This window comes from Streptomyces sp. NPDC014623 (genome assembly GCF_043088245.1).
In the GTDB taxonomy this organism is placed as follows: Bacteria; Actinomycetota; Actinomycetes; order Streptomycetales; family Streptomycetaceae; genus Streptomyces.
In genome coordinates, this window is record NZ_JBIBZU010000008.1 from 54,280 (window position 1) to 76,692 (window position 22,413).

Here is a 22,413-nt window from a genome sequence, read left to right on the forward strand (position 1 = left end):
ACCGCGTGCGGACGGTTTCGTCGAGGGTCGCAGTCATCCCGGGAGACTGCCGGCCATGATCGGCAGGGCGGTTCCCTGAACCGGAGGTTCCGGCAGGTACGGCCGATGCCGGAGCCGCACCCATGGCCGTGCCCCCTCTCCGGGAGAGGAGGCCTGGGCCGGGATACGCTCCCTCCTCCGGAAGCAGTTCGGCTGCGCGGTCAATGTGCGGTGATCACGATGATGTCGTCGTCCGCCATCCAGCGCCGGACTTCCGTCTTGAGGGGATTGACACGTACCCCGTGGTCAGGCTTGTCCGTCTCTCGGTCGCGAATCCGGTAGCCGATGGCACACTCCCCCCGTCGTGACGCGGACTCCACGACGGTGGCGAAGGAGGCCTGATGCCCTTCCCTGACGTAGTCACCCGCAGGCCTGAGGTGGATACCGTTTCCGTCGGGAGCGAGGAGGTCCTCGAAGATGACGGCGAGACGCCAGTTCTGGGAGATCTGGGCCATCAGCTGTCCGATCAGCTTGCCGCTGACGACGAAGTCGGCACCGGGCCCGAACGGCGCGATCGTCCGGTTGCGGTCGTCGGTCATCTCGGTGACCACGGCGATCGGACTTCCCGAGCCGCGTTCGAGGGCGCGCAGGAGCAGCAGCGTGACCAGCGCCCGGTCATCCGGAGACCCACTGCCGGCCGAACGGTCGGGTCCAAGGACGATGACACCGTCGTAACCGGTCGCGTCCAGACGGTTCACCGTCTCGGGCAGGGTGGGGTCTCCCGGATGGAAGGTGACGCCGAGGCCGGTGGCACCGGCGGCCGCGTCCCGTACCTCCGCGCCCGTCAGCTCTCCCCCGGCGGCCACGACATGGAGAACAGAATCTGCCGTGGTGTGGCCGGACAGGTGGGCGACGATGCGTCCTGCCCGGCGGTTCCACCCCAGGAGGAGCAGCCGTTGGGGGCGCGCCGGCGTCGGCGGGCGGGACACGATCACCGATTCGTCGAAGGCCGCAGGGGCGTCGGCCGGTGTTGCGGTGTCGTCGTCCTGCGCGATGACGACGAGCCGTTCCCCGGGACGCACGACCGTGCCGGGTGCCGGATTCAGCCGCACGGTGCCATCCGCGTGCACGACGCCGACCACGCTGGCGTTCTGGTAGGTCAGCAGCGTTTGACCGAAGGTCCGGCCGGCTTGTGCCGGAGCGTCGATGACGTAGAACTCGTCCCCGGCGAAGTCGAGCAGTTCCTGATAGACGAGCGAGAGGCCGGGTTGCCTGACGCACTGCGACACCAGGCGGGCGGTGATGTCGTCGACCTCGAGGACGACTGCGTCCGGTCCTGCCGCGAGCCGGGCGGCGAGTCGGTAACGCTCGTCGCGGACCACGGCCACCGTCCGCACCCGGCAGTCGTCGTCGACCGCGGCCCGGAGGGCCAGCAGGGTTTTGACGATCTCCGCGTCCTCGTCCGGCTCGTCGCGCGGAAGGACCAGGACGACATCGGCCGTGCCGGGACTGACCCGCACCAGCGCGGCGGGATCGGTGGGCCGGCCGTTGCGGCAGATGATTCGTGTGCGTCCGGTGCTGCCCACTTCGGCACTCAGTGCCTCCTCCATCTCTGTCTTGTCCCGGTCGGCCAGCACCGCGATCGCGCCCTGCCGTTGGTTGGCGTTCGCGGCGACGAGCTCGGTCACCACCGTGTGGATCTGGGCGGACCAGCCGAGTACGACGGTGTGCCCTTCCTCCAGGACCGTGGAGTGCCCCAGCCGGAGAGCGACGAGCTTCTCGGTGATCGCAGCGGTGATGAGACTGACGAGGGTGGAGACGTAGAAGAGGGCGACGAGGGCGAGCAATACCGACAGGGCAACACGCAGCGGTGACCCGACCTCACCGCCCAGCCGGAGCGTCTGGCCGACGGTCCGCCACACCTCAGCGGTCTTGCCCCGGAGGGCGGCGGGCGCCCTGTCGTCCGTCCAGACCAGAACCGCGCTCAGAGGGACCACGATGGCCAGGCAGGCGACGGCGAGCCATCCGATGAGGGCGGCCACCCCGCCTGCCAGCGTGTTGTCGAACCAGTACCGCACCTGCTCGTCAAGGGGAGCCCGGCGCCCGGCGCCCGCTCCGGGGCGCACCGGATGACGCTGAGCTTCCTGCGGTTGCCTCTGCTTCCCCACCCGGGCGCTGCCGGGGCGTGGACGCCGGCCCGTACCGCCACTTGTCTTCTGCACAGCAGCAGCGTGGGAGTTCGCCGCCCCCGGCACGTGGAAACCGGCCTGGGTTCATCCTTTCGAGATCCACGGCCATGAGCGGGGCCGGGTGCCGGGCCGGTTCCACGGAGCACCTGCCCCCGGAACACCGGTCTGCCCGACCGGTCGTCACAGCCGGTCCGCCGACGAACCCTCCGATGGATCGACCCGGTTCCTCCGGCTGTCGGTGGGGGTTACCGGGGACGGGTGACACGCTGCCCTTGTGCAGGGCAGTGATGCGATCGGATGGCTGGGGTGCCATCCACAGGGCCGAGGGCCGGGGCGCTGACTGCGTCGCTGGAGGTCCCTCGCTCACCGGAGCGGTTCTCCTCGGGCATGTTGCCGGGGCACAGGGCCGACGGCGACGACGCCGGGTGGCAGCGCCCGGCTTCGGCTTCGCCGACCGGAGTGCTGCTCCGAAGCGGCGCGGAGCACTGCCCCGGCACCGATGGCTCCCGCGCACTTCACCAGGGCACCTCTCCGGCGTCCTCGAAGAACCTTCCGGTCGGGCCGTCGTCGGACAGGGTCGCGAACTCGATGGCGATCGCCGCACCCTGTCCGGGGCACGCACTCCGCGGAACCCGTTGAGGTCGGCCGCGACGAAACCGGGACATCCGGCGTTGATCAGGATGTTCGTGTCGCTCAGCTCCCGGGCGTACTGCAGGGTGACGGCGTTCAGGAAAGTCTTCGACGGCGCGTATGCCACGGCCACGCCGACATCACCGCGTTGCCGGACCTGCCCCTGCCGCGCTGGCCCGGCCCCGACGGCGCCCGCCCGGCCCGGGCCCGCAGGTGCGGGACCACGCGCAGCTGCTGCAGTTGACCGGGCTCGGCCGTGCGTGCGCGATCTCACCGCAGTCGTGCCGGGCCCAGCTCCACAGTGACCTCACCTCCGTGCCCGTGCTGGGCGTGCCGCCGGTCACCACCGTGATCGCCCGGCCACCGCACAGCCGGTCCAGAGCGGTCGCCGACCTCGTCCGGACTGCGACACGCCTGTGTCCTCGTCACCCTGGTGGAAGCCGTGGCATGCAGGCACCGGGGCCTTTCGCCGCAATGCCTCCGCATCCCATGCGCCTGCGGACGGGCCCGGGGACCGCTCGGCCGGAGCTCGGCGCAGAGGTGGAAGTGAAGGCGCGGTCAGCGTCACGCGGAGGGGTGCCGGGTGGGATGAGCGTGCGCCAGGAGGAACTCCGTGGCCCGCGCGATGGCCTCGGTGGAGGTGGGGTGAACGGCCTCGGACTCCTCACCCCGCTGGTCTGCAGCGGTGGCTGTGTACCACCAGGCGTCAGCACCCGGGTCGTGGTGGATAACAGCCGCGCCGCCCGCGTAGCGAAGCGGAATGGACTCGCTGGCGGCCCTCTTGACCACGGCGTGGGGCCATTTGAGACGAGCGGACTGACGTTTGATGCCGCCCCAGGCCGCACCCAGCTGGGCGTAGCTGGCTCCACCACGGCCGGCCACGGTCGCGGCGCTTTCCGCCAGCCGGTCGACGGACTGCTTGGCCTCGTACAGTGCCCGCAGCAGCGCCAGTTGGACATCCGGCGCGGCCATGAGTGCGGGATCGAAGGACTTGCCGGCGGCGCGATAGGCCAGTGCACGTGTCGAAATCCGCTCCGCCAGTGCGCGAGCCGCGTCGAGCACTTCGTCATCCATGGCGAACGCGTCGTCCTCGGCGGGCTCCTTCCAGGCCGGCTCCACCGGAGTCACGACGGTGGCCCAGAAGTTCTCGTCGGTCTTCTCAGGGGTCGGGATCACCACAGCATCATCCATGCGACAAACATACCTACCAAAGACGATACGCGACAAGGGAAGCTGTCAAATCCATATGGCGGCAGTGCTCTCTGTCGTTATGTTTACGTCAACGCCCTCATCCCCTTCCTGCGTCAACGCCTCCACCACCCTTCTTGAAGCCCGCCGGTCAACGCTCGCTGTCGACGTGACCGGCAGTGCTCGGATGCCGATCGGCAAGCTGCCGCGTCTCTTGCCGTAGATGCCGTGGAACAGGCCGATCGTCCGGTAGCCGCCGATCCGGCTGCTACCGGCGGGACGGGGCCTGCCCGCCCGTACGCGCTCGCCGCGGAGACGGGCCGGACGGGCAGGGGCCGTTCGGCGGCGGCGCAGGCCCGCGGCGCGGCCACATGCCCATACCCGGGAGAACAGGGGCTCAGTTCCAGACAGGAGCCGAGAAGACGCTGGCCGGGTTGTACCCCGAGTGCGGAAACGCGGGCCAGCCGACGGGAGAGGGCTGGGTACGGTGGAAGTCGGCGGCCACGAGCGTCGCCAGGTTGAAGTAGGCCTCGCGGGTCTGCGCCTTCATCCTGGCCAGGTCGACCTCCGCCCCCGCGGCGAGGTGTTCGTCGAAGGGGATCATCACCACACCCCGGCAACGGGAACGGAAATGCGCCACCACATCGTTCAGTTTGACGATCTTGCCGGTCTTGCGCGCTTCGGACACCACGGTGATGCTCCGCTGGACGAGGTCCGCGTACCCATGGGCATGGAGCCAGTCCAGAGTGGCGCTCGCACTGGCAGCGCCGTCCACGCTGGATGTCGCGACGATGATCAGCTGATCGGCGAGGTCCAGGACGCCCCCCATGGCACTGTGGAGCAGACCGGTGCCGGAATCCGTCAGAATGATCGGGTAGTGCTGCCCGAGGCAGCCGACGACCTTGCGGTAGTCCTCGTCGTTGAATGCCGTGGAGACGGCTGGGTCCACGTCGTTGGCGAGAACCTCCAGGCCGCTCGGGGACTGGGACGTGTAGCGTCGCACCGCCATGTAATTGGGCAGGCTGGAGAGATCAGCCACGAGGTCACGAATGGTCGCGTTCGTCTCCCGGCGCACCCGGCGGCTGAGTGTGCCGGCGTCGGGGTTCGCGTCGATCGCCACGACCCGGTCCTGGCGTTCGGTGGCGAGCATCGCGCCCACAGCGGCCGTGGTGGTGGTCTTACCGACCCCGCCCTTCAGGCTGATGACGGCGATCTTGTAACAGTCCATCACCGGGGTCCGGAGTACAGCCAGCTTCTGCTGCCGCACCCGTTCGGCGCTCCTTCCGCCGAGACGCAACTTCTTGAGACCGCTCCGGACGCCGGACCTGTTACGCAGGAGACGGTCGGCCGAGAGCTCGGCCGACGAACTGGGCCCCAACGCACTGCCATGCTCCGGGTGATCAGGCATCGGCGGGGTGTAGGGAGCCGCAGGTGCGTAAGGTGGCGCCGCGCGGTGGTCGACCGGTGGCCCGTCAGCGAACCGTGGCTGCGATTCCCCTGCGTACTGGCGTGACGGAGGGGTCCCGCCCGCATGGCTGGCAACGGACTCCCCGAAAGGCGTCTGGGGCCCGAATCCGGTCCGGACGATCTCGTCAGCCGCCCGCACCGGCGGCCGGGACTCCCTCGGGGCGGCCCCCTGGGACTGGCTCGCTGCGTACCGGTCCTGCTGCCTGGGACCTCCGAAGGCCTCCGACCTGTCCTCTCTCCCACCGGGTGCAGGGTGGCCGACACTGACGTCACGGTCATGAGTCATGCTGTTCAGTCCTTTCCATGATCTCGAAGCACTCCTGGGCACGGGTTCGGCGCGTCGGCGACGGGAGACCTCCGTCGCCGATCTACCGTGATCTTCTGGTGGGCTGGACACGTCTTCGCGGGAGCAGTCCGAGGCATCGGGCGCAGACAGCTGTGACTGGCCGGTGGAGAGGCGTTTCCGGACCTCAGGTGCATGTGTCTTCGGCCGGGCGGCCCCTGGCACGGGTCCACCCGGAGGCCCGCCCCCGAACCCGTGCGGGCGGGGTGGGGACCTGTGCCCGGAAGGGATCAGTTCGGAGGCGTCAGCACCCTTCGCACCGGGACCCCTCACGCTCTGAGGCTGCGACGACTTGGTGGCTGACCGAAAGTTTTTTCGAACCAACATGCCGTTGTTGTCGACCGACAGCTCATGCTCTATGAACTGTTCCACGGTCAGCACTTGCTTCCCCCCGTCCGAGGTTCGCGGCGGCTTCCTCCAGGTCACGGTTTTTCCATGACCGCCCCACTCGCTCGCCGCCGTTGCGCGACGTTCGGCGATGTCCATGGCCTGCTGGACGTTCGGAGGGATCTCGATCCGGCTTCTCACCCGGTACCGCCCGGTCTCCAGGTCGTCCGCGCACTGCAACTGGACCTTCAGAGGGCCCACGAAGGAGTAGAGCTGCGATTCCGCGTAGTCGCGCACCTTTTCGACGAGTTCCTCGCCGAGCATGACGAGGCATGTACTGTGCAATGCGTGATCGTCGGTGTTGAGCTCGATGACGAAGCTGTTGGGCACGACCGTACGGTCGTGACTCCAGATCCTGGCATTGACATCGCACTCGCGCCGGAGGGCGCCGACGAATTCCAGGGGTTGGACCGCAGACTTGAAGGCTCTGGCGAAGGCACCGTTGACCCAGGCCTCGAAGCGCTGCTCCAGCTTGTTCAGCGTTCCCACTGTCAGCCTTCCAGTACGGATCGCCCGCCATTTGAGCGAATGTGCGTTCACTGACGGGGGCTTTCTAGCCAGAATTCGCTCCTTGCTGCGGAGTGTCGCCGCGATTCACCCGATCGTCCCCGCAGTCGCCCGCTTCGGCCGATGCCCGGATCCGACGGGCCGGTACGAGGCACGGTCACAACGGGTCCGGGCCCTCACGGGGATCCGGAGCGAAAGCCGGCCCGTCACGCGGGCCCTCCTGACGGCCTACAAGAAAGCGGTGGGGCCGGTTCCCTGGGCAACAGGACAAGCGAGGGTGAGGATCGCGCGAGTTCACGGCCCCTGTCCCGGAACCGGAAAAGCGCAGGCACCCGGGGTGTGACGCGGGGCCGCGTGCGGCTTCCGTTGCGATGCGGTCCCTGACTGCGCCGGGGCCGGTGGCGTCCGGTCAGGGCGTGACGAGAACCTTGAGAGCTTCGTGCTGCTCCATGGCGCCGCAGCCCCCGGGGATCTGCTCCAGGGCGCCTGTGCGGTCGGATACCCGGCCGGGCTCGACGACACCGCCCGGGACAGCGGGGAGTAGTTCGTCCATGCAGGTGCGGGTGGGCGCGGGTCCCGTCAGGGTGGCGTCCGGGCCGAAGAGGCTGCCGAAGCCGACGGGACTTCCTCGCGCTGCGGGACACCGGCGCGGCTGATGACTCCGCCGGGACGGGGACACCGGAACCATCTGGTGCGGCCAGGTGCCCGGCGGCTTCGGGTGCGGACAGGGTGCCGTAACCCCTGTCAGTTCACGGATGCGGGTGATGCCCTCGTGCCCGTGTCCAGCGATGACGTCGGCGGCGCCGAAGAAGCGGCCGGGGCCGGCACGGCTCTTGTACCGGTCCATGAGAACGATCCGCTCGGCACCGAGTTGCTCGGCCGACAGCACGGCGAGCAGTCCGCCGGCGCCGAGGAACACATGCTTCAGCGGTTACCGGCGACGCGCGTCCATGATCCGCGCGCGTCGGCTCGGTGCGGGGACCATCCGTACGAGGCCGTGGACGACGGTGTCGATCAGGTCGTCGGAGGGCGCGTCGGTTCCGTGTGTCAGCAGCCGGGCGAGCGTGTTCACCAGAGCGGGCGATGCCATGACACGGCGGTTGAGAAGCGGACGGTAGCCGTAGCGGGCGAACACCAGGTCGGCGACGGTGTTGCCGAGCCGGTAGTAACGGCCCCAGCGGCGGTTCACTTCGCTCACGTACCGATGTAGAGCCTGTTCACGTCCGGCCCCGGCCGGCCGGTGCAGGGCGAGTGCGACGGTCTCGGCGGCGATCTCCCCTGCTTCCATGGCCTGGACTATGCCTTCACCGCTCCATGGACTGACCATGCCGCCGCTGTCGCCGACCAGGATCAGTCCGCGCCGGTACTGTGGTCTGCGGTTGAAACCCATGGGCAGCGCGGCGCTGCGCAGTGGCGAGACGGCGTTCTCCTCCCGCAGCTCCCAGTGCGGAGGCATCCGGGTCAGCCACTGGTCCATGGTGGCCCGCAGGTCGACCGCTCCGTGACCGCGGTGCGGGAGGGCGCCCAGACCGACGTTCACACGGCCGTCCCCCAGCGGGAAGATCCATCCGTACCCCGGAAGGTCGCGGCCGGTACGGGAACAGAGCAGATCGGCCCACAGCTCCAGGTAGGGGTCGTGGGTACGGACTTCACTGCGGTAATAGCGGCGGGCGGCAGTCGCCATCGGCTTGCCCGGGTCCCGCTCCAGCCCCATGGCCAGGGCAGTCCGGGCGGAGGCGCCGTCGGCCGCGATCACCACGGGGGCGTAGTAGTTCTTCGGCTGCTTCTCGGGTCCTACGACGGTGCTCACGCCGACGATGCGTCCGGCACGGTCGGTCAGAGGGCCCGTTGCCCTCGTCTCCAGGCACAACCGTGCTCCGGCGGCCACGGCGTGGCGGACCAGGATGTCGTCGAAGTCGTGCCGGGAGCGAGTGAGGCCGAAGTCCGGATGGCTGCCCGAGCGGGGCCAGTCGATGTGGACTTGGCGCCCTGCGCACACCCACCGCATGCCCTTGGTCCGCATCCAGCCCGGAGCGTCGACGTCGACACCCATGCGCACCAGTTGCTGTACGCCTCGAGGAGTGAGCCCGTCCCCGCACACCTTGTCCCGGGGGAAGGAGCCCTTCTCGAGCAGCAGTACGTCCACGCCGGCCCGCGCCAGGTACAACGCCGCAGCCGAGCCCGCGGGACCCGCGCCCACCACGATCACCTGCGCCCGGTCATCGCCGGAATCCACACCCTCGTCTGTCGCCACTTGCTGACTCCTCGGTGCGTGGGGCGTGTCAGGCCGTCCGACGTGACGCCGGCACGGTGGTTCGCTCCGCAGACCGGACTGCGGGCTACGCACGGAGCACATACCCGGTCCGAGCCCCGGGCATCCCCTCGATCAGGTCGCGAGGAGTACCCGGCCGAGACCCGCACCGGCGTACGCCGACTTCCTCCGGCGCAGTTCACGCTCACACGCATCGGGGCAGGGCCGCCAGCAGCCTCCGGCACCCTGGTGGGAAGCCTGGCGGAGTCCCATGGCCGTGAGGCGGCCGGCATGACGGTGTTCACACAGCGCGTGGTCGGACTGTCCTCCGGAACAAGAGCTCCCACCGCGCCCGAGCCGTGACGGTCACGGTGTTGATGCGGGGAGCCGACGGAACGGGCTCGAGCACCGCACCTGCGGGGCCATACGTCTAGGCCTTCCGGCCTGGTGGCCGGCCGGGACATGGACCCGGCCCTGGTCGCTGCGTTCCGGCCGTCTGCCGTACGAAGACCACGCCGCCGACGATGCTTGCCGAACTCGGCCCGGTGAGCCGCGAACTGCGGCACCCGGCCGACCAGGAGGAGCATCGCGGTGCCGCCCTCGCGCCCGGGGCCGACCACGTCGAGGCCGCTGTGGAACTGCCGGCAAGGTGCCCGAGCGCGAGACCGCTTCAAGCTGAACGCTCCTCGTCCGGCGCGGAGTCGGCACGAACCTGGCCGCTCCTCACGGACACCCGCAGCGGCTGAAGCCGGCACCAGGCCCCCGGATCGCGCTGTCCGGGGCCTGGGCGACCTCGACCTACCGGGTCAGGCAGTCGTGATGTTCTCCGCCTGCGGGCCCTTCTGGCCCTGAGTGACGTCGAAGGTGACGGCCTGGCCTTCCTGGAGCTCCCGGAAGCCGGTGGCGTTGATGGCGGAGTAGTGCGCGAAGACGTCCGGCCCGCCGCCGTCCTGCTGGATGAAGCCGAAACCCTTTTCGGCGTTGAACCACTTGACGGTTCCGCTGGCCATGCTCATGCCTTCCCGTTGATATCCGGATCCGCACCACGCGGTCCCGGGGACGTAGTGGCCCGGACCGGCACAGCAGAACGCCCGCGCCGAAGCGCGGGCAGGTACGGCGGACCACGACATCTGACGATGACGCTACATGGCGAAACCGGCCCCCACCAGAGAGCAACGACACGATGTGTACATCCGGTGGATCCGACTCACTCCTACGGCACACGACTTGGTGCGAACCCAGGTCGTCGTCACCGAGTCGTCAAGCCCCCTGCCCGACGAATGATCATGATGGATCCACAGGTCACGGTGGGCGCCGGCCTCCACTCGGCTTGGTGTCACCCGGCCTGCGCGCTCCTGGCGCCCGAGACGGAATCACACCTGACGCCTTCGAGGTCGTGCGCGCAGGACAGGGGCCGCAAGGCCGTGTGCCGGTCCCAGGTCCTGTTGCGGACATTGCTGATCGTGCCGCACGACGAGGTTCGGTTCCCTCGAGCAAAACGTGTCCTCCCGGATCACGTCGGCGGCATGCCGATGTCATCCGGTACGGAGCCGGTGACGGTCCTCACCAGCATGTGTGCGGCGGAGGCGGATCACCCGGCGACCGGAGGTCCTGACGAAGCTCCGTTCGACTCGCTCACCTCCTTCCCTGGTACGCGGGTGGTCACCGTAAGAGCATGCCGGGAATCTCGACGAGGGCAGGTACCACCCGGGCGTGGAGCCGGCCGCAGATCGGGGATGCGCCGAGGCAGGACGTTTGCTGAGGCACACGCGTTTCCAGTCGGCTGGCGCTCATGGCCTCTCCCCCGTCAGGGCCCTCACGGATTGCGTCACCGCACCGGTGAACCACGTCCCCATGGCCGCCAGCAGACAGTGGGGTACTTGGACATACCGGCGGCGCGCAGCTCTTCGCAATTGAATGCTTGATTTTGTTCGTAACCCTGTTCTTTCGAGCATCTATTGACACACACCGACGTCATGGCCAGAGTCGTCCCCGCCAGTGCTGTCGGTCACGCATTGAGGAGTGTCTCGCCATGCCCGAAATCTCCGCCCTCTCACGCCGCTTGCTACTCGGAGGCACACTGGCCACGGGAGCCGTCGCGGCCGGCTTCGGCTCGGCCGCCGGTGCGACTGCGGCCACGAGTACGACGCCGTCGGCATCAGGAGCGGGAGCGGATCCGGCGGCCGCACCCCCTCGCCGCCACCCCGGCCAGAAGTCGATGATCAACGTACCGTTCGCCCCTTACAAGAGGGTCCGGGTCGGCGTGATCGGGCTCGGCAACCGGGGTTCCGGCATGACCACGGGCTGGTCCGTCGTCCCTGGATGCGTCGTCACGGCTGTCTGCGACATCCGTGCCGACCGCGCCAAGCGCACGGCTGACGGTCTGGCGGCCGCGGGCTTCCCCCGACCCGCGGAGTACGGCGGATCGGCGGAAGCGTACGCCAGGATGCTGCGGCGCGATGACATCGACCTCGTCTACATCGCCACGCCGTGGGAGTTTCACTACGAACAGGGCAGAGCCGCACTGCTGTCCGGCAAGCACGTCGTCGTCGAACTGCCGATAGCGACCGAACTGCACGAGTTGTGGGACCTCGTGGACACCTCGGAGCGTACCCGCAAGAACCTGATGCTCTCGGAGAACTGCAGTTACGGCCGTAACGAGCTGGCCATGCTCAGGATGGCGCACGAGGGCCTGTTCGGCGATGTCACGAACGGCCACGGCGGTTACCTGCACGACCTGCGCGAGCTGCTCTTCTCCGACACCTACTACACCGACGCGTGGCGTCGGCGCTGGCACACCCGCAGCACCGCTTCCTTCTACGCCATGCACGGCCTGGCGCCGATCGCCGCCGCCATGGACATCAACCGCGGCGACCGCATGACGACGCTGAAGGCGACCGCGACCGCACCGAAGGGACTCGCCGACTACCGGGAGCGCTTCATACCCAAGTCCCACCCGTCGTGGCGTGAGACGTACATCAACGGCGACCTGGTCAGTTGCGCGATCGAGACCGCCAGGGGCAGAACCATCCGGGCCGAGCACGACGTGAGTTCGCCCCGTCCGTACAGCCGTATCAACACGCTTGCCGGCAGTCGCGGCATCTTCGAGGACTACGCCGGCACGTCGGCGACCGGCGGACGCATCTACGTCGAGCCGGACCATGACGGCCACTCCTGGCGGGACTTCGACACATACCGCAAGGAATTCGATCACTGGCTGTGGAAGAAGATCGGCGATGACGCCGCTAACAACGGCGGCCACGGCGGCATGGACTACGTCCTCCAGTGGCGCACGGTGCAGCTGATGCGCGCGGGGCTGGTGCCTGACATCGATGTGTACGACTCGGCCTCCTGGTGCGCACCGGTCCCCTTGAGTGTCATGTCCCTGGAAAACAAGGGTCGCCCGGTCGCCGTCCCGGACTTCACTCGGGGCAGCTGGGTCAACGTCCGTCCCGGACTCGACTCGCACAGCACGGACATGCCGCCGGTTTCCTGACCCTGTCAGCCCGCCCCGGCCACCCTGTCCCTCAGACCGGCCCGTTCGGACCCCTGTGACAACGACCGCCGTGGTGGCCATACAGGCGCGTGGACATACGGGTCTGTGGACGTACAAGCGCCCGAACTGACTCGGGGCCGGGCAGCCGGTGCCGGTGGCTGCCGGAAAGCCGTTTCCGGCAGCCTCACCGGGACGGGCGCAGGACGAAGCCGGCCGGGAGTGCCGGAGGCAGCGCCCGGCAACGGATCCGCACACCCGCAACGGCCTCGTTCACTCCGGTGCGGCCCGTACCGTCACCGAAGCGGCGCCGACCGGCCGGTGTGGTGGAACCGCCCTCAGGACGACACCGGTGCGGGTGTGCGTGCCGGCGCAGAAGGTGTTGCGGGTGCGGCCGGAGAACCCTCGCCGGCCACGCACATCAGCGACATGACCACCGGTGACTCAACGCCTTGCGCCGGCTCCCCCGGGAAGCCGGCCGTGACCGTCCAGTTGCCCTTCACCAGGGTGAGTGTCTCGCTGCCCATGTCGGGACCGGTCTGCCAGCCGTGCTCGGAACGGGCACGTGCGAAGGCCTCTTCCAGTGCGGCATCCACCGTCTCGGGTGCGTGCCGCCCGGAAAGCCTTTCGGAGCAACTGCCCGGAACGGCCGACGGCTCCCGCCTCACCGTGATGCCCTCCGCCGCCAGCACCGTCGTCATCTCCGACACCACCGTGTCCGCAGACAGCGGCGGACCCGAAAACCGCGGGGGCAAAGGTCCGAGGTCACGCAGTGGAGGGGCACATGCCGTAACCACCGCTGTCATCAGTGCCGTCATGATCAGGGCCGCCGGAGCTGTGCGCCTCTGCCGCCGTTGCGCGTCGGTCTCCGTCATCTCTTCTCTCCCACAGCCGGCCAGTCTCCCACCCCGCTGATCTTGACGGGCCACCGGCCTCGACACGCAAGCCTCCGGACGCTCTCGTCGGCAGGTGCACGCGGCGGACGGCAACTCCCCCCACCCTGCGGGAGGGTCCGGCACACCCGTCCGGTCGTCCAGTTGTTGTCGGCCGAGGTCCTGCGGGCATTCCGGCCGCCCAGGCGTGATCGGCGCGAACAGCCTCGCGCAGACTGCGTCCGCACCTCGGCCGGCCACTTCATACCCACAGCCACCCCCTGCCGTCGGTATCAACGATCTGCCCTGTGATTTCAGGGGAGTCACGGGTCATACCTCTTCGGCTCCGCAGCAGGGACCACCCTGGGCCGGAAGGACCGCCCAGGTGGTACACCGGTGCCGGCACAGGCCCCGGTCCGGCCCGGTCGCTCCCGTCTCCCCTCTCGGTCCCGCCCAGCAGGCATCCGGCCGGACCGAACGATGACTCGCCGTACCGGTCTTCTTTTCATGAACCCGCGTACATGACTTCACGCCAACATGGCATGGAGCTCGTGCCGTTGAAATCCACACGCCTGGAAACCGCATGCTTCAGGGCCTTGTGATCGAGCGCCGGAGAGATCCCGCATCTGCAGTAAATCGGCATCCACTGGGGGTGTTGCCTTCGTTTGTGGGTAGCATCAGCCGCCCATACCCGTTTGAGACATGGCGAAAGACGAGGACCACATGTCCGAAAACACTTCTACATCCGGCATCAGCGAAGACTACGCACAGAGGATCAACGATGACCTCGCCGCGAACCGGAGCGAGCAGGACCAAGCGCGTGCCGAACTGGCGCGTCTGCAGGACGAACTCATCCGCCTGGAGGAGGGTGAGCAGATCCTGGTCAAGATGCAGGAGGTACTGGGTGGCGCCGGAAAGCCGGTTGCTCGTAAGGGCAGCGGCCGCAGGGCGGCGGCTTCCGTACCCGCCGCCCGCCGCGCGAAGGGGAAGGCCTCCGCTCAGAAGGGGGAAAGCGGCTCGAAGTCTTCGGCTCGGGCTGCACAGCAGACTCCCGCGGACAGGACGACGCCCAAGGGGACCGGCGAGCCTACGTGGCGTGAGCTGGTCACCGGGTATCTCGTGGAACAGCGGGAACCGAAGTCCGCTGCCGAGGTGACCGCCGCCCTGACCGAAGCTCACCCCAAGCGACCGGCTCAGGTCGCCGTGGTGCGCAACACCCTTGAACACGGGGTCGCGCAGGGGCTGCTGGAGCGCTCCAAGCAAGGCCGCTCCGTCTACTACAGCCCTGTCTCGGCTGCGGACCGGCAGGAGACCGGGGAACCTGTCAAGTAACTGGCCTCAGGGGAACGGTGGTCGGAGTACCACGAGAGCGGGCATGCGGCACGGCCCGTCGCCGGGCCTGCCGGCCCGCGGCCGGCCAGACCCCCGCACGTGTACTCGCCAGGTACCGACGCCCCCGGGGCCCGGGCCGGGACTCCGCATACTTCCGTGGTCGCACGGCTGAGCGGGATCTCCGGGGCACTGGCGCACATGCCCTCGCCACCCAGGTGGCAGTCGCCGCTCACCCTGACCATGGACACCTTCCGCACCACCGGTTGCCCGTGCACGTACCCCACGCTCGGCGTGTGCACGCAGGTGCGGCCGGAGCCGCGGTTCATGACGAAGCCGATCGCACGGGCGGGTGCTCGGCCGGCAGCCAGGAACCCGTCCGCGTCGGGATACAGCGGTGCGGGGCTCTCCCGACGTCTGTCCGCAGTGTCTCGAGTACGGCCCCTTCGCTCCGGTCCCGTCCGGGTACGACGCACGTCTCCGCCCCGCGTCGCCTTTCGGCGGGCCCTCGCGGTGAGCCGGGCCACACGCTCCCCCGTCAACAAGCCGTCAGCCCGAAGCCGGCCGGGCTTCCTGGGTGGAGCCGAGCCACTTCCCTCCACTGCCACCGGCCGAGGCGGGGGACTCCCCCGGCGGGACGGCGTACCGGTCGTCAGTGACGTCGCGCAGGATACGCGGTGGGCAGAGGCATGCCGCGGGAAGCCATGATGTCCCGCACACGGTCGGGGTAATCGGTGATGATGCCGTCGATGCCCATGTCCATGAGCGCCTCGACTGTGGCAGGGTCGTCACAGGTCCAGGGAATGACCTTCAGCCCGCGCCGGTGTGCATCACGGATCATCTTCTTGCCGGGGTAGAACCGGAAACCAGGGTCCGCGATCGTGCCGTTCTGCGGGAAACCGTAGTTCGGGGACAGCGCTTTCACGCCGGGGACGGAAGCGGCGGCCCGCACGAAGTCTCCGTCGTAGTCATCGGCGTCGATCCCGCCGAGCCAGGGGGAAGCACCGGGTTTCCCCACCTGGAGGAAGTCGTAGTTCGTCAGCGCCACCAGAGGGTAGGCCGGTGCGAGCGTGTGCATCTCCTTCAGCGCCCCCCAGTCGAAGGACTGGACGGACACCTGCTTCTCGATGCCGGAACGGTGAATCTCTTCGAACACACGACGGACGAAGAGCTTGCGCGGCGCGGTCTGCTCCGGCGCTCCGGCCTCCACCTTCGTCTCGATGTTCAGCTTGACGCGCTTGGCGCCGTAGCTCCTCACCAGGTCGAGGACATCTTTCAGTTCGATCATGCGGAATCCCTTGATCCGCTCCTGCTCCGGGAAGCCCGGCAGCTGCTGGTGCCCACAGTCCATGCTCTTGATCTGTGCGAGCGTCAGATCCTTGATGTATTTCCCCACGTACGGATACATCGGGTCGCCGGCCATCAGGGGGCCGGTGTCCTTGCACTTCTGGGCACTGACCTGACGGTCGTGAGTCACGACGACTCTCCGGTCCTTGGTGACCTGGGTGTCCAGCTCCAGGGTGCTCACTCCCAGGCGCAGCGCCTTCGCGAAGCCCTCGAGGGATCCCTCCGTCGTCAACCCGAGCCCTCCACGATGGGCCTGCAGGTCGAACGCACTCCCACGCACCGGCTGGTGCTTGTGGGTGGCTGCGGCTGCCTGCGCAGTCGCCGGAACTGCGAGCGCAGGGAGGAGGGCCAGGGCGGCGACTGCGTGCCTCAGGGACATGTGTGCCTCGTCTGTTGCGTCGAACTGGATGCCGAAAAGCCAATCCCGCGGAGCCGGCTCGCACACGAAGTCCCGGTAAGAGCATCGTGAACGTCCTCGAAAAGGCCGTCCCCGCGGTGATGACCCAGTTCCGTACCGTGAGTTCCGGGCACGCCGGCGCGGTGGGGCCAGTATCTTCCTTTTCCGCCTTCGCCCTGGCCGGCGGATGCCATCACCCTCACCTCACCCTCCGAGCGCACCGTACTCGCCGCGCGGCCGACACCTCCAGCGTCTCGCACGCCGTCCCGGGCAGCCATTCGTTTGGCGCCCATTCGGATGAAACCCCGCCCGGTCGGGAATAGCGGGGTCAGGTCGCTGTTGACCACACCATGACTTCTGAGACACGCGAGGCGTTCGGACGGGTCGGCATCTGGAGCAGTGCTCTGCACGGGTCGCGTACGGACGACGCCGGCAGACACGCCATCGCGGAAGCGGTCGCCGAACTCGAAGAACTGGGGTACGGCACTCTCTGGATCGGTGGCAACCCTTCGGTCGAGGACGCCGCGGCTGTGGTCGCGGCCACCCGCACGGTCACCGTGGCCACCGGCATCCTGAGCATCTGGGACCATTCCGCTGAAGAGGTGGCGGCGCGGATCGCTGCGATCGAGTCCACTGCGCGCAGGCGATTCGTGCTCGGTCTGGGCGTCAGCCACGGCCCCATGGTGCCTCAGTACACGAAGCCGTACAGCGCGATGGTCGCCTACCTCGACGCGCTCGACGCCGCGAACCCACCGGTGGACTCAGAGCGCCGGGTTCTTGCCGCACTCGGCCCGAAGATGCTGAAGCTCGCCGCCGGCCGGACGCTGGGCGCCCATCCCTATCTCGTCACCGCCGAACACACCGCAGAGGCACGTACCGCGCTCGGCCCCGGTGCCCTGCTCGCCCCCGAGCTGTCAGTGGTCCTCGATACCGATGCCGACCGGGCCCGCTCCACCGCGCGGAACATGCTGGCGATGTATCTCCAGCTTCCCAACTACACCGCCAACTTGCTGCGCTTGGGATTCGCGGAGAGCGACTTCGACAACGGCGGCAGCGTCCGGCTCCTCGACGCCCTCTTCGCTCTGGGAGACGCCGAGCGCGTGAAGACCCGGACCCGGGAGTACCTCGACGCCGGTGCCGACCATGTGGCGCTCCAGGTCCTCACCGCCGAAGAGGGCGGCGGAGGCCTGCCGCGGGCCGAATGGCGCGAGCTGGCCGGGATGTTCGCCGACCAGACGTAACGGGCCTCTCCCACGAAAGACCGGCCGGGGCCCGACGGTATCGGCTTCACCGGTCGTGTGCCGATACGGCCGGGGCCCGGCAGCGGGTTCCGGCCTCGGCATGGCATGGGATGCAGGTGCGCGGGCCGGCGGGTCCTCATCCGAGTTCGATGGTGGTCGCGGCGAAGACACCCGCCCTGTCGATGTCGGGCGCCCCCCTGGTGTACATCCGGGCGCACTCAAAGGTCGGTTCGAGTCCCAGACGCTCCATCAGCCCGACCGCCGCTACGTTCACGTCGGGCACGTCCAGGGCCACCGGCGCACCTTGCTGGCCTGCCGACAAGCCGTGCAGCAGGGCAGCGGCGATGCCGTCGGAGGCGGCGTAGAGGGGGCCGACACGCGCGCCGGACTCGGCAGGACGCACCACTCCGAAACCCTGCAACTCGCCGTCCCGCAGTGCCACGAGGGCCGTGTGGCCGGGCACTCCCACCCACAGGGAGAGGAAGGCATCACGCCGCGCGGGGAAGAAACGGCGGTCGTAGGACGCCAGCCTGTCGAAGGGGACAGATCCGGCGTCGACCACGGTGATGTCTCCAGCGGGCTTCTCACTGCCCGGCACTCCTGCATACCGCACGTGGTTCCAGGCGGTGACGAACCCGGACTTGCGGTAGTTGGCCTGCTGATCGACAACGCCGTCGAGGCCCACGTTCCGTCCGTCCAAGTGCTTCATGGCAGCCCGCCACGCCTGGATCCCGTAACCCTGACCACGCACGGAGGGGCGCGCGATATAGAACCCGATGAACCCGAAATCCACTCCGTACCGTACGGCGGAGATGGAGGTGACGGGTTCCGTGTCCAGCCTCCCCAGAAAAAACCCGTGCGGGTCGGCCGCGTGGAAGGGAAGGTGGTCCAGCTTCCCCGGGTTCCACTGCTCGTCGTCGGCCCACTCCCGGAACCTCGCCATGTCACCGATGCCGGCGGTCACGATCTCGTATTTCGCCATGTTCCTCTTCCACTCGATCCGGGGCGGGCCAGGCTCACGCCCGCGCTGCGCTGTCCCTTCCCGCAGCGCGGGGCCGTGACAGTACGACCGGCCGCTGCGCGCTTCCCCGGTCAGTCTTCACCCATTCCGATCAGGCCCTCAAGTCCTCATACGGACAGGCAGCTCCCCATGCGAGAGAACACGTTTCGCCAAGGTCATCCGGTGATACGACCGGCCCGGTGACCGTGTCCAGGTCCCACCTCTCTCGCACACTTCCGCAGCTGAGCTCCGAGGAAGTACCGGCAGCGGGTCATGCCTTTCCGCAACGCGTGCGGAGGAGCTCGACCCCGTCCCCCTCCAGGTCGCCGATGAACGTCGTTCGGCCGGTCATAGCCATCACCAGAGCCAACGTGGTGCCGGATACGAGCGGCCCGGAGCCAGTCGTGAAGGGCCCGTCACACGCGACGAGCCGTAGGCCGTGGATGCGCCCCTTGGCAAGGACCACGAGATCCGATCTCCGGTAGTAGTCGGCGACCTGCGTGACCGTTTCGATCGGGTGGCTCCGGTGGATGCCCAGCGGACGCCGGATGTCCTCACTGTGCACGATCGTCTCCCCGAGCATGGCGATGACAGGGAGCGGAGGCTTCGTCGTGCTCGGGACGGCACGCCGGAACCGCTGAAGCGTCTCCCCGGGCGACGAACCCAACTGCTCGGCCAGTCGCATGGCTACCTGCTTGTCGAAGTCGAACCGGCAACGGATCACACCTGCCAGCCATCGCGCGGAGTCAAGGCTCGCCCCCGCCGTCAGATGTGCCAGCACCTCCCGCACCGTGAGTTGGCTGCACAACGACGGTGTCTCCCATTGACGGTCGGACAGGCATGCGAGATCGGCTGCCAAAGCCGCCCGCTCGGAGCGGACCCGGGACCATATCTCTCCCCCACGTCTGCGGTCGGCTACTCGTTTCGAACCGGTCATCCGGTGGCTCTCCTGTCAGAAGTTCCGCTTAGCCGTCGGCCTGGACCGCAGCACGCGCCATTGTGCCGGACGGCACATGAGGAGACTTGGACTCCGGAGCGAAGTCATCGGTGTCGCGTGGCTCTCCCGCGGGAAGACCTGACCCGGATCATATGGAAACCGAGTGGACGCGCCCGTGCCATCAGCGGGTTCCGGCACCGTGGCGGGCGGGCAGAAGCCGGAAGGGGACTGGCTCGCGCAGCCGGTCCTTGCCCCGAGGTGGCCGAACGCATCGGACGAAGGCACCGAGTCACAGGTCTCTGCGCATGCAGATCCTTGGCCATCGGTCCAAGCCGTGGACAGCTTCCTGCCGCCGGATTTCCCGGAGGCCCGGGCCGAGTTCACTGTCGTCGAGGGAGTGGAATCCGCAGCGCCTGTAGTAAGGCGCGTTCCAGGGAACACCGGCAAACGTGGTGAGGGTGAGGGCGGGCAGGCCGTCGGCGGCAGCATGGACCGCGACGTGGTTCAGCAGACGGCGCCCGATAGCGCGACCGGCCTGATCAGGATGTACCGACACCTGTTCGATATGAAGGTTCCCGTCGAGACGTTCAGCGATCAGGTAGGCCACCGGAAGGTCTGCCGCATCGACGGCGGCCCAGGCCAGCCCGTTCCTCCGGTAACGAGCCAGTTCATCGACCGGCAGCGGTTCGTCGTCAGCGATCTCGGGCATTCCGATGTCGCGGAAGCGCTGCCCGGCGGCTCGCTCGATGTCCTGGAGGAGCGGGTACTCATCGTCGTTCACCAGGCGGATACGCATGGGGCCATTGTCCCGGGCGGCCAGGTCCGAGCGGTCCCGGTCAGCGAACTCGCTGCCTGCGCACCGGCCCAGCCGGATCCGGGCGGCCGGCAGCACCGGGCACGGCCGCCCCGGCCGGGCGGGTGAGGGTCAGCGTCGGCCGACTCGCCGCCCGTTACCGACACCCGCGACGTGCAGGGCCAGCAGAATCAGGCCGATCAGCATGACATTGGTCGAGGCGAAGATGTCGTTCGTCGCTATATCGGCGGCATTGATCAGAAAGGCGATGAAGAACAGTACGGCCGCGGCTATTCCCAGCATGGCGTAACTCCTTTGGTCGTTGGCACACGTGTGCCCCCGCATGCTTGGATCAGACCTGGTCGTCAGCACCCCCTTCGGTGTGATCCCAGCCGTCGACGGTACGGCCGGGGCCCGGATCACGGTGGGTACAACGCTGGGCCGTGGTCAGTCCTGGCCCTGCCCTGCCCGCGGACACCGCTGCGTCCGTCGGCTCCCGCTTCCCGCAGTTCCGGCACCGCTCCCCCGCGGTCCGCCTCAAAGGACGCAAGGGGAAGGGGCGCGAGAGCCCCGTGCTCATGGACCTGATGACAATGAGCACTCCACGGGAGGGGCCCGGAACGGCTACGTGGATGTCAGGGAGTGGCCGGCGCCCGTGCGGCGACGGCATAACGGGGGCGCGGGGACACCGAGTTGAGTTCGTCGTCATCCGGGCCGGGGCCTGCTCCTGCGCACGACCCGCTTGGGTCTCCAGCAGGGGGCTGCGATGGGGGGCATGGACGGCGACGCGCTCCACCCGACCGGTGACCTTGCCCGGCGAACCGGGCTGACGGTGAAGACCGTTCGGTTCCACTCCGACGCGGGGGGCGTGCTGCCGGCCGGAAACCGTCTCTACGACATCGGCGCGACGAGCAGGCTCGACCTCGTGCGTACGTTGTGCTGTCCCGGGATGACCCCGGCCGTCATCAGGGAGATCCTCGCCCGGGAACTCTCCGTACCCGATGCCGCTGCGGCGCACGCCGACGCACCGGACGTAGAGATCCGCACCCTGTGCCGTGCGGTACCGCGGGCGGTCGCCAGACGTGGTCCCGCAACGGAGGGCTGGAGCTCATGCACAAACCGGCGAAACTCTCCGGACACGAGCGGTGGAAGGTGGCCCACGACTTCATCGACGACACCCTCGGCGGTGTCGACGCCAATCCCGAGTTCGTCGCTCTCACGCGTTCGGCCATGCCGGAGTTCCCCGACGCCCCGGCGCCTGCGCAGGTGGAAACCTGGACCGAACTCGCCGAGCTCCGCACCGCGGTGCGACGGCTGACCGGACAGCAGGCAGCCCGGCGGGCGGACGGAGACACCACAGGGGCCCACCACGAGCTGACCGAGTCGGTGCCCGAGGAGGCGGGCAGGGCCCTCGCAGTGGGAACCGGGCCGGCGTCCGCAGAAGCAGCACCGGCTGCCGCCTCCCCCATGGCGCTCCACGCCCACGCCTTCGCCCGCTCCGACGACGCCGGGCCACTGGCTCATCACGCGGCTGGATACGGGCTCGGACCGGCGAGCCGCTCACTACCGGCAGCTCCTCGCCACGGTCAACGGCTGACCTGCGCCTCCTGGTCCCGGGCCGGTCTTCACGTGGTTCGTCACCGCCTTGCGTACGGAAGTCAGCTGACGCGCCTGGCGGGCGGAAAGCTCAGGGGCTGTCCGCCTGCCAGGCCCAGCGCTTCGGGTCGGCCGCCACGGGTCCGTAGACGACGCGTCCGCCCGCACCGAATTTACCGAGCTCCGTGCCGAGGACCGCCCCTGTGGCAAGCCGCTCATCGGACCAGCCCGTCACGTCCAGGAGCAGCCCGTCGAGCGGGCCGCCCACCAGCTCCACGTAAACGTGCCCGGGCCGGGCCCCCGGGTCGGGGTCGTCATGGTCGGCGCCGTAGACACGTCGCCTCATCAGTTCGTCCATGCCCCCAGCATCACAGTCGACACTGACAACCCCTGCCGCGCACCGGTGCCCGGCCCCGATCCCGTACAGGTCGCCGGGCCTGCGGCCGGACCACACCGTGCGGCCGCCT

At 68.7% G+C, this 22,413-nt stretch carries 17 protein-coding genes and 3 pseudogenes; 5 read left to right on the forward strand and 15 right to left on the reverse strand.

The window, feature by feature from the left end; genetic code table 11:
- Positions 1–200: 200 nt before the first annotated feature.
- Positions 201–2,201: an NAD-binding lipoprotein gene (locus tag ACF1FZ_RS15090; RefSeq protein WP_391773826.1), complete on the reverse strand. Its 2,001-nt coding sequence runs from the start codon at positions 2,199–2,201 to the stop codon at positions 201–203.
- Positions 2,202–2,683: 482 nt separating this feature from the next.
- Positions 2,684–2,931 (reverse strand): annotated as a pseudogene (locus ACF1FZ_RS15095) (dehydrogenase); the annotation flags it as partial.
- Here ACF1FZ_RS15095 and ACF1FZ_RS15100 point away from each other — a divergent pair.
- A pseudogene (locus ACF1FZ_RS15100) lies at positions 2,932–3,215 on the forward strand (LysR family transcriptional regulator); the annotation flags it as partial.
- Between the two features lie 147 nt (positions 3,216–3,362).
- Here the strand turns inward: ACF1FZ_RS15100 and ACF1FZ_RS15105 are convergent.
- The 6 genes and pseudogenes from ACF1FZ_RS15105 to ACF1FZ_RS15130 all read right to left on the reverse strand — a co-directional run bounded on the left by ACF1FZ_RS15105 (position 3,363) and on the right by ACF1FZ_RS15130 (position 9,951).
- Positions 3,363–3,989: a hypothetical protein gene (locus ACF1FZ_RS15105; protein ID WP_391773827.1), complete on the reverse strand. Its 627-nt coding sequence runs from the start codon at positions 3,987–3,989 to the stop codon at positions 3,363–3,365.
- A gap of 394 nt (positions 3,990–4,383) precedes the next feature.
- Complete coding sequence (locus ACF1FZ_RS15110) at positions 4,384–5,394, reverse strand: MinD/ParA family protein (protein ID WP_391774022.1); 1,011 nt, start codon at positions 5,392–5,394, stop codon at positions 4,384–4,386.
- A gap of 984 nt (positions 5,395–6,378) precedes the next feature.
- A pseudogene (locus ACF1FZ_RS15115) lies at positions 6,379–6,723 on the reverse strand (DUF3662 domain-containing protein); the annotation flags it as partial.
- A gap of 376 nt (positions 6,724–7,099) precedes the next feature.
- A complete protein-coding gene (locus tag ACF1FZ_RS15120) occupies positions 7,100–7,609 on the reverse strand; it encodes a hypothetical protein (RefSeq protein ID WP_391773828.1) in 510 nt (169 codons plus the stop codon).
- Between the two features lie 12 nt (positions 7,610–7,621).
- Positions 7,622–8,944, reverse strand: a complete 1,323-nt coding sequence (locus ACF1FZ_RS15125) for a geranylgeranyl reductase family protein (RefSeq protein WP_391773829.1) — start codon at positions 8,942–8,944, stop codon at positions 7,622–7,624.
- 803 nt (positions 8,945–9,747) lie between these two features.
- Positions 9,748–9,951, reverse strand: coding sequence for a cold-shock protein (locus tag ACF1FZ_RS15130; protein ID WP_014158060.1), 204 nt, complete (start codon positions 9,949–9,951; stop codon positions 9,748–9,750).
- Positions 9,952–10,973: 1,022 nt separating this feature from the next.
- Here ACF1FZ_RS15130 and ACF1FZ_RS15135 point away from each other — a divergent pair.
- Positions 10,974–12,437 (forward strand): Gfo/Idh/MocA family protein, encoded by a 1,464-nt coding sequence (locus ACF1FZ_RS15135; protein ID WP_391773830.1) that lies wholly within the window; start codon positions 10,974–10,976, stop codon positions 12,435–12,437.
- 335 nt (positions 12,438–12,772) lie between these two features.
- On the opposite strand, the gene ACF1FZ_RS15140 is transcribed toward ACF1FZ_RS15135, so the two are convergent.
- Complete coding sequence (locus tag ACF1FZ_RS15140; protein WP_391773831.1) at positions 12,773–13,135, reverse strand: hypothetical protein; 363 nt, start codon at positions 13,133–13,135, stop codon at positions 12,773–12,775.
- Positions 13,136–14,029: 894 nt separating this feature from the next.
- Here ACF1FZ_RS15140 and ACF1FZ_RS15145 point away from each other — a divergent pair.
- Positions 14,030–14,638: a hypothetical protein gene (locus ACF1FZ_RS15145; RefSeq protein WP_391773832.1), complete on the forward strand. Its 609-nt coding sequence runs from the start codon at positions 14,030–14,032 to the stop codon at positions 14,636–14,638.
- 649 nt (positions 14,639–15,287) lie between these two features.
- Here ACF1FZ_RS15145 and ACF1FZ_RS15150 read toward each other — a convergent pair.
- Entirely contained in the window at positions 15,288–16,361 is a 1,074-nt protein-coding gene (locus ACF1FZ_RS15150; protein WP_391773833.1) for a glycerophosphodiester phosphodiesterase family protein, read from the reverse strand.
- 368 nt (positions 16,362–16,729) lie between these two features.
- Here ACF1FZ_RS15150 and ACF1FZ_RS15155 point away from each other — a divergent pair, with 368 nt between their 5' ends.
- Positions 16,730–17,620: a TIGR03620 family F420-dependent LLM class oxidoreductase gene (locus ACF1FZ_RS15155; RefSeq protein ID WP_391773834.1), complete on the forward strand. Its 891-nt coding sequence runs from the start codon at positions 16,730–16,732 to the stop codon at positions 17,618–17,620.
- A gap of 136 nt (positions 17,621–17,756) precedes the next feature.
- Here ACF1FZ_RS15155 and ACF1FZ_RS15160 read toward each other — a convergent pair whose 3' ends face one another.
- The 4 genes from ACF1FZ_RS15160 to ACF1FZ_RS15175 form a co-directional block, all read right to left on the reverse strand.
- Positions 17,757–18,602, reverse strand: coding sequence for a GNAT family N-acetyltransferase (locus ACF1FZ_RS15160; RefSeq protein ID WP_391773835.1), 846 nt, complete (start codon positions 18,600–18,602; stop codon positions 17,757–17,759).
- Between the two features lie 289 nt (positions 18,603–18,891).
- Positions 18,892–19,557 carry a maleylpyruvate isomerase family mycothiol-dependent enzyme gene (locus ACF1FZ_RS15165; RefSeq protein WP_391773836.1) on the reverse strand — a complete coding sequence of 222 codons (666 nt, stop codon included), beginning with the start codon at positions 19,555–19,557 and terminating at the stop codon, positions 18,892–18,894.
- A gap of 289 nt (positions 19,558–19,846) precedes the next feature.
- Positions 19,847–20,353, reverse strand: a complete 507-nt coding sequence (locus tag ACF1FZ_RS15170; RefSeq protein WP_391773837.1) for a GNAT family N-acetyltransferase — start codon at positions 20,351–20,353, stop codon at positions 19,847–19,849.
- 129 nt (positions 20,354–20,482) lie between these two features.
- A complete protein-coding gene (locus ACF1FZ_RS15175) occupies positions 20,483–20,653 on the reverse strand; it encodes a hypothetical protein (protein WP_391773838.1) in 171 nt (56 codons plus the stop codon).
- A gap of 472 nt (positions 20,654–21,125) precedes the next feature.
- On the opposite strand from ACF1FZ_RS15175, the gene ACF1FZ_RS15180 reads away from it, so the two are divergent.
- Entirely contained in the window at positions 21,126–21,668 is a 543-nt protein-coding gene (locus ACF1FZ_RS15180; RefSeq protein ID WP_391773839.1) for a MerR family transcriptional regulator, read from the forward strand.
- A gap of 369 nt (positions 21,669–22,037) precedes the next feature.
- Here the strand turns inward: ACF1FZ_RS15180 and ACF1FZ_RS15185 are convergent, their stop codons facing one another.
- A complete protein-coding gene (locus ACF1FZ_RS15185; protein WP_391773840.1) occupies positions 22,038–22,304 on the reverse strand; it encodes a hypothetical protein in 267 nt (88 codons plus the stop codon).
- Positions 22,305–22,413: the final 109 nt, after the last annotated feature.

Bases quoted from the DNA above. Each gene is read 5' to 3' on its own strand.
- ACF1FZ_RS15105 (WP_391773827.1), bottom strand. From the start codon at position 3,989: ATGGATGATGCTGTGGTGATCCCGACCCCTGAGAAGACCGACGAGAAC.
- ACF1FZ_RS15110 (WP_391774022.1), bottom strand. From the start codon at position 5,394: ATGCCTGATCACCCGGAGCATGGCAGTGCGTTGGGGCCCAGTTCGTCG.
- ACF1FZ_RS15130 (WP_014158060.1), bottom strand. From the start codon at position 9,951: ATGGCCAGCGGAACCGTCAAGTGGTTCAACGCCGAAAAGGGTTTCGGC.
- ACF1FZ_RS15135 (WP_391773830.1), top strand. From the start codon at position 10,974: ATGCCCGAAATCTCCGCCCTCTCACGCCGCTTGCTACTCGGAGGCACA.
- ACF1FZ_RS15140 (WP_391773831.1), bottom strand. From the start codon at position 13,135: ATGACGACGGTGCTGGCGGCGGAGGGCATCACGGTGAGGCGGGAGCCG.
- ACF1FZ_RS15145 (WP_391773832.1), top strand. From the start codon at position 14,030: ATGTCCGAAAACACTTCTACATCCGGCATCAGCGAAGACTACGCACAG.
- ACF1FZ_RS15150 (WP_391773833.1), bottom strand. From the start codon at position 16,361: ATGTCCCTGAGGCACGCAGTCGCCGCCCTGGCCCTCCTCCCTGCGCTC.
- ACF1FZ_RS15155 (WP_391773834.1), top strand. From the start codon at position 16,730: ATGACTTCTGAGACACGCGAGGCGTTCGGACGGGTCGGCATCTGGAGC.
- ACF1FZ_RS15160 (WP_391773835.1), bottom strand. From the start codon at position 18,602: ATGGCGAAATACGAGATCGTGACCGCCGGCATCGGTGACATGGCGAGG.
- ACF1FZ_RS15165 (WP_391773836.1), bottom strand. From the start codon at position 19,557: ATGACCGGTTCGAAACGAGTAGCCGACCGCAGACGTGGGGGAGAGATA.
- ACF1FZ_RS15170 (WP_391773837.1), bottom strand. From the start codon at position 20,353: ATGCGTATCCGCCTGGTGAACGACGATGAGTACCCGCTCCTCCAGGAC.
- ACF1FZ_RS15175 (WP_391773838.1), bottom strand. From the start codon at position 20,653: ATGCTGGGAATAGCCGCGGCCGTACTGTTCTTCATCGCCTTTCTGATC.
- ACF1FZ_RS15180 (WP_391773839.1), top strand. From the start codon at position 21,126: ATGGACGGCGACGCGCTCCACCCGACCGGTGACCTTGCCCGGCGAACC.
- ACF1FZ_RS15185 (WP_391773840.1), bottom strand. From the start codon at position 22,304: ATGGACGAACTGATGAGGCGACGTGTCTACGGCGCCGACCATGACGAC.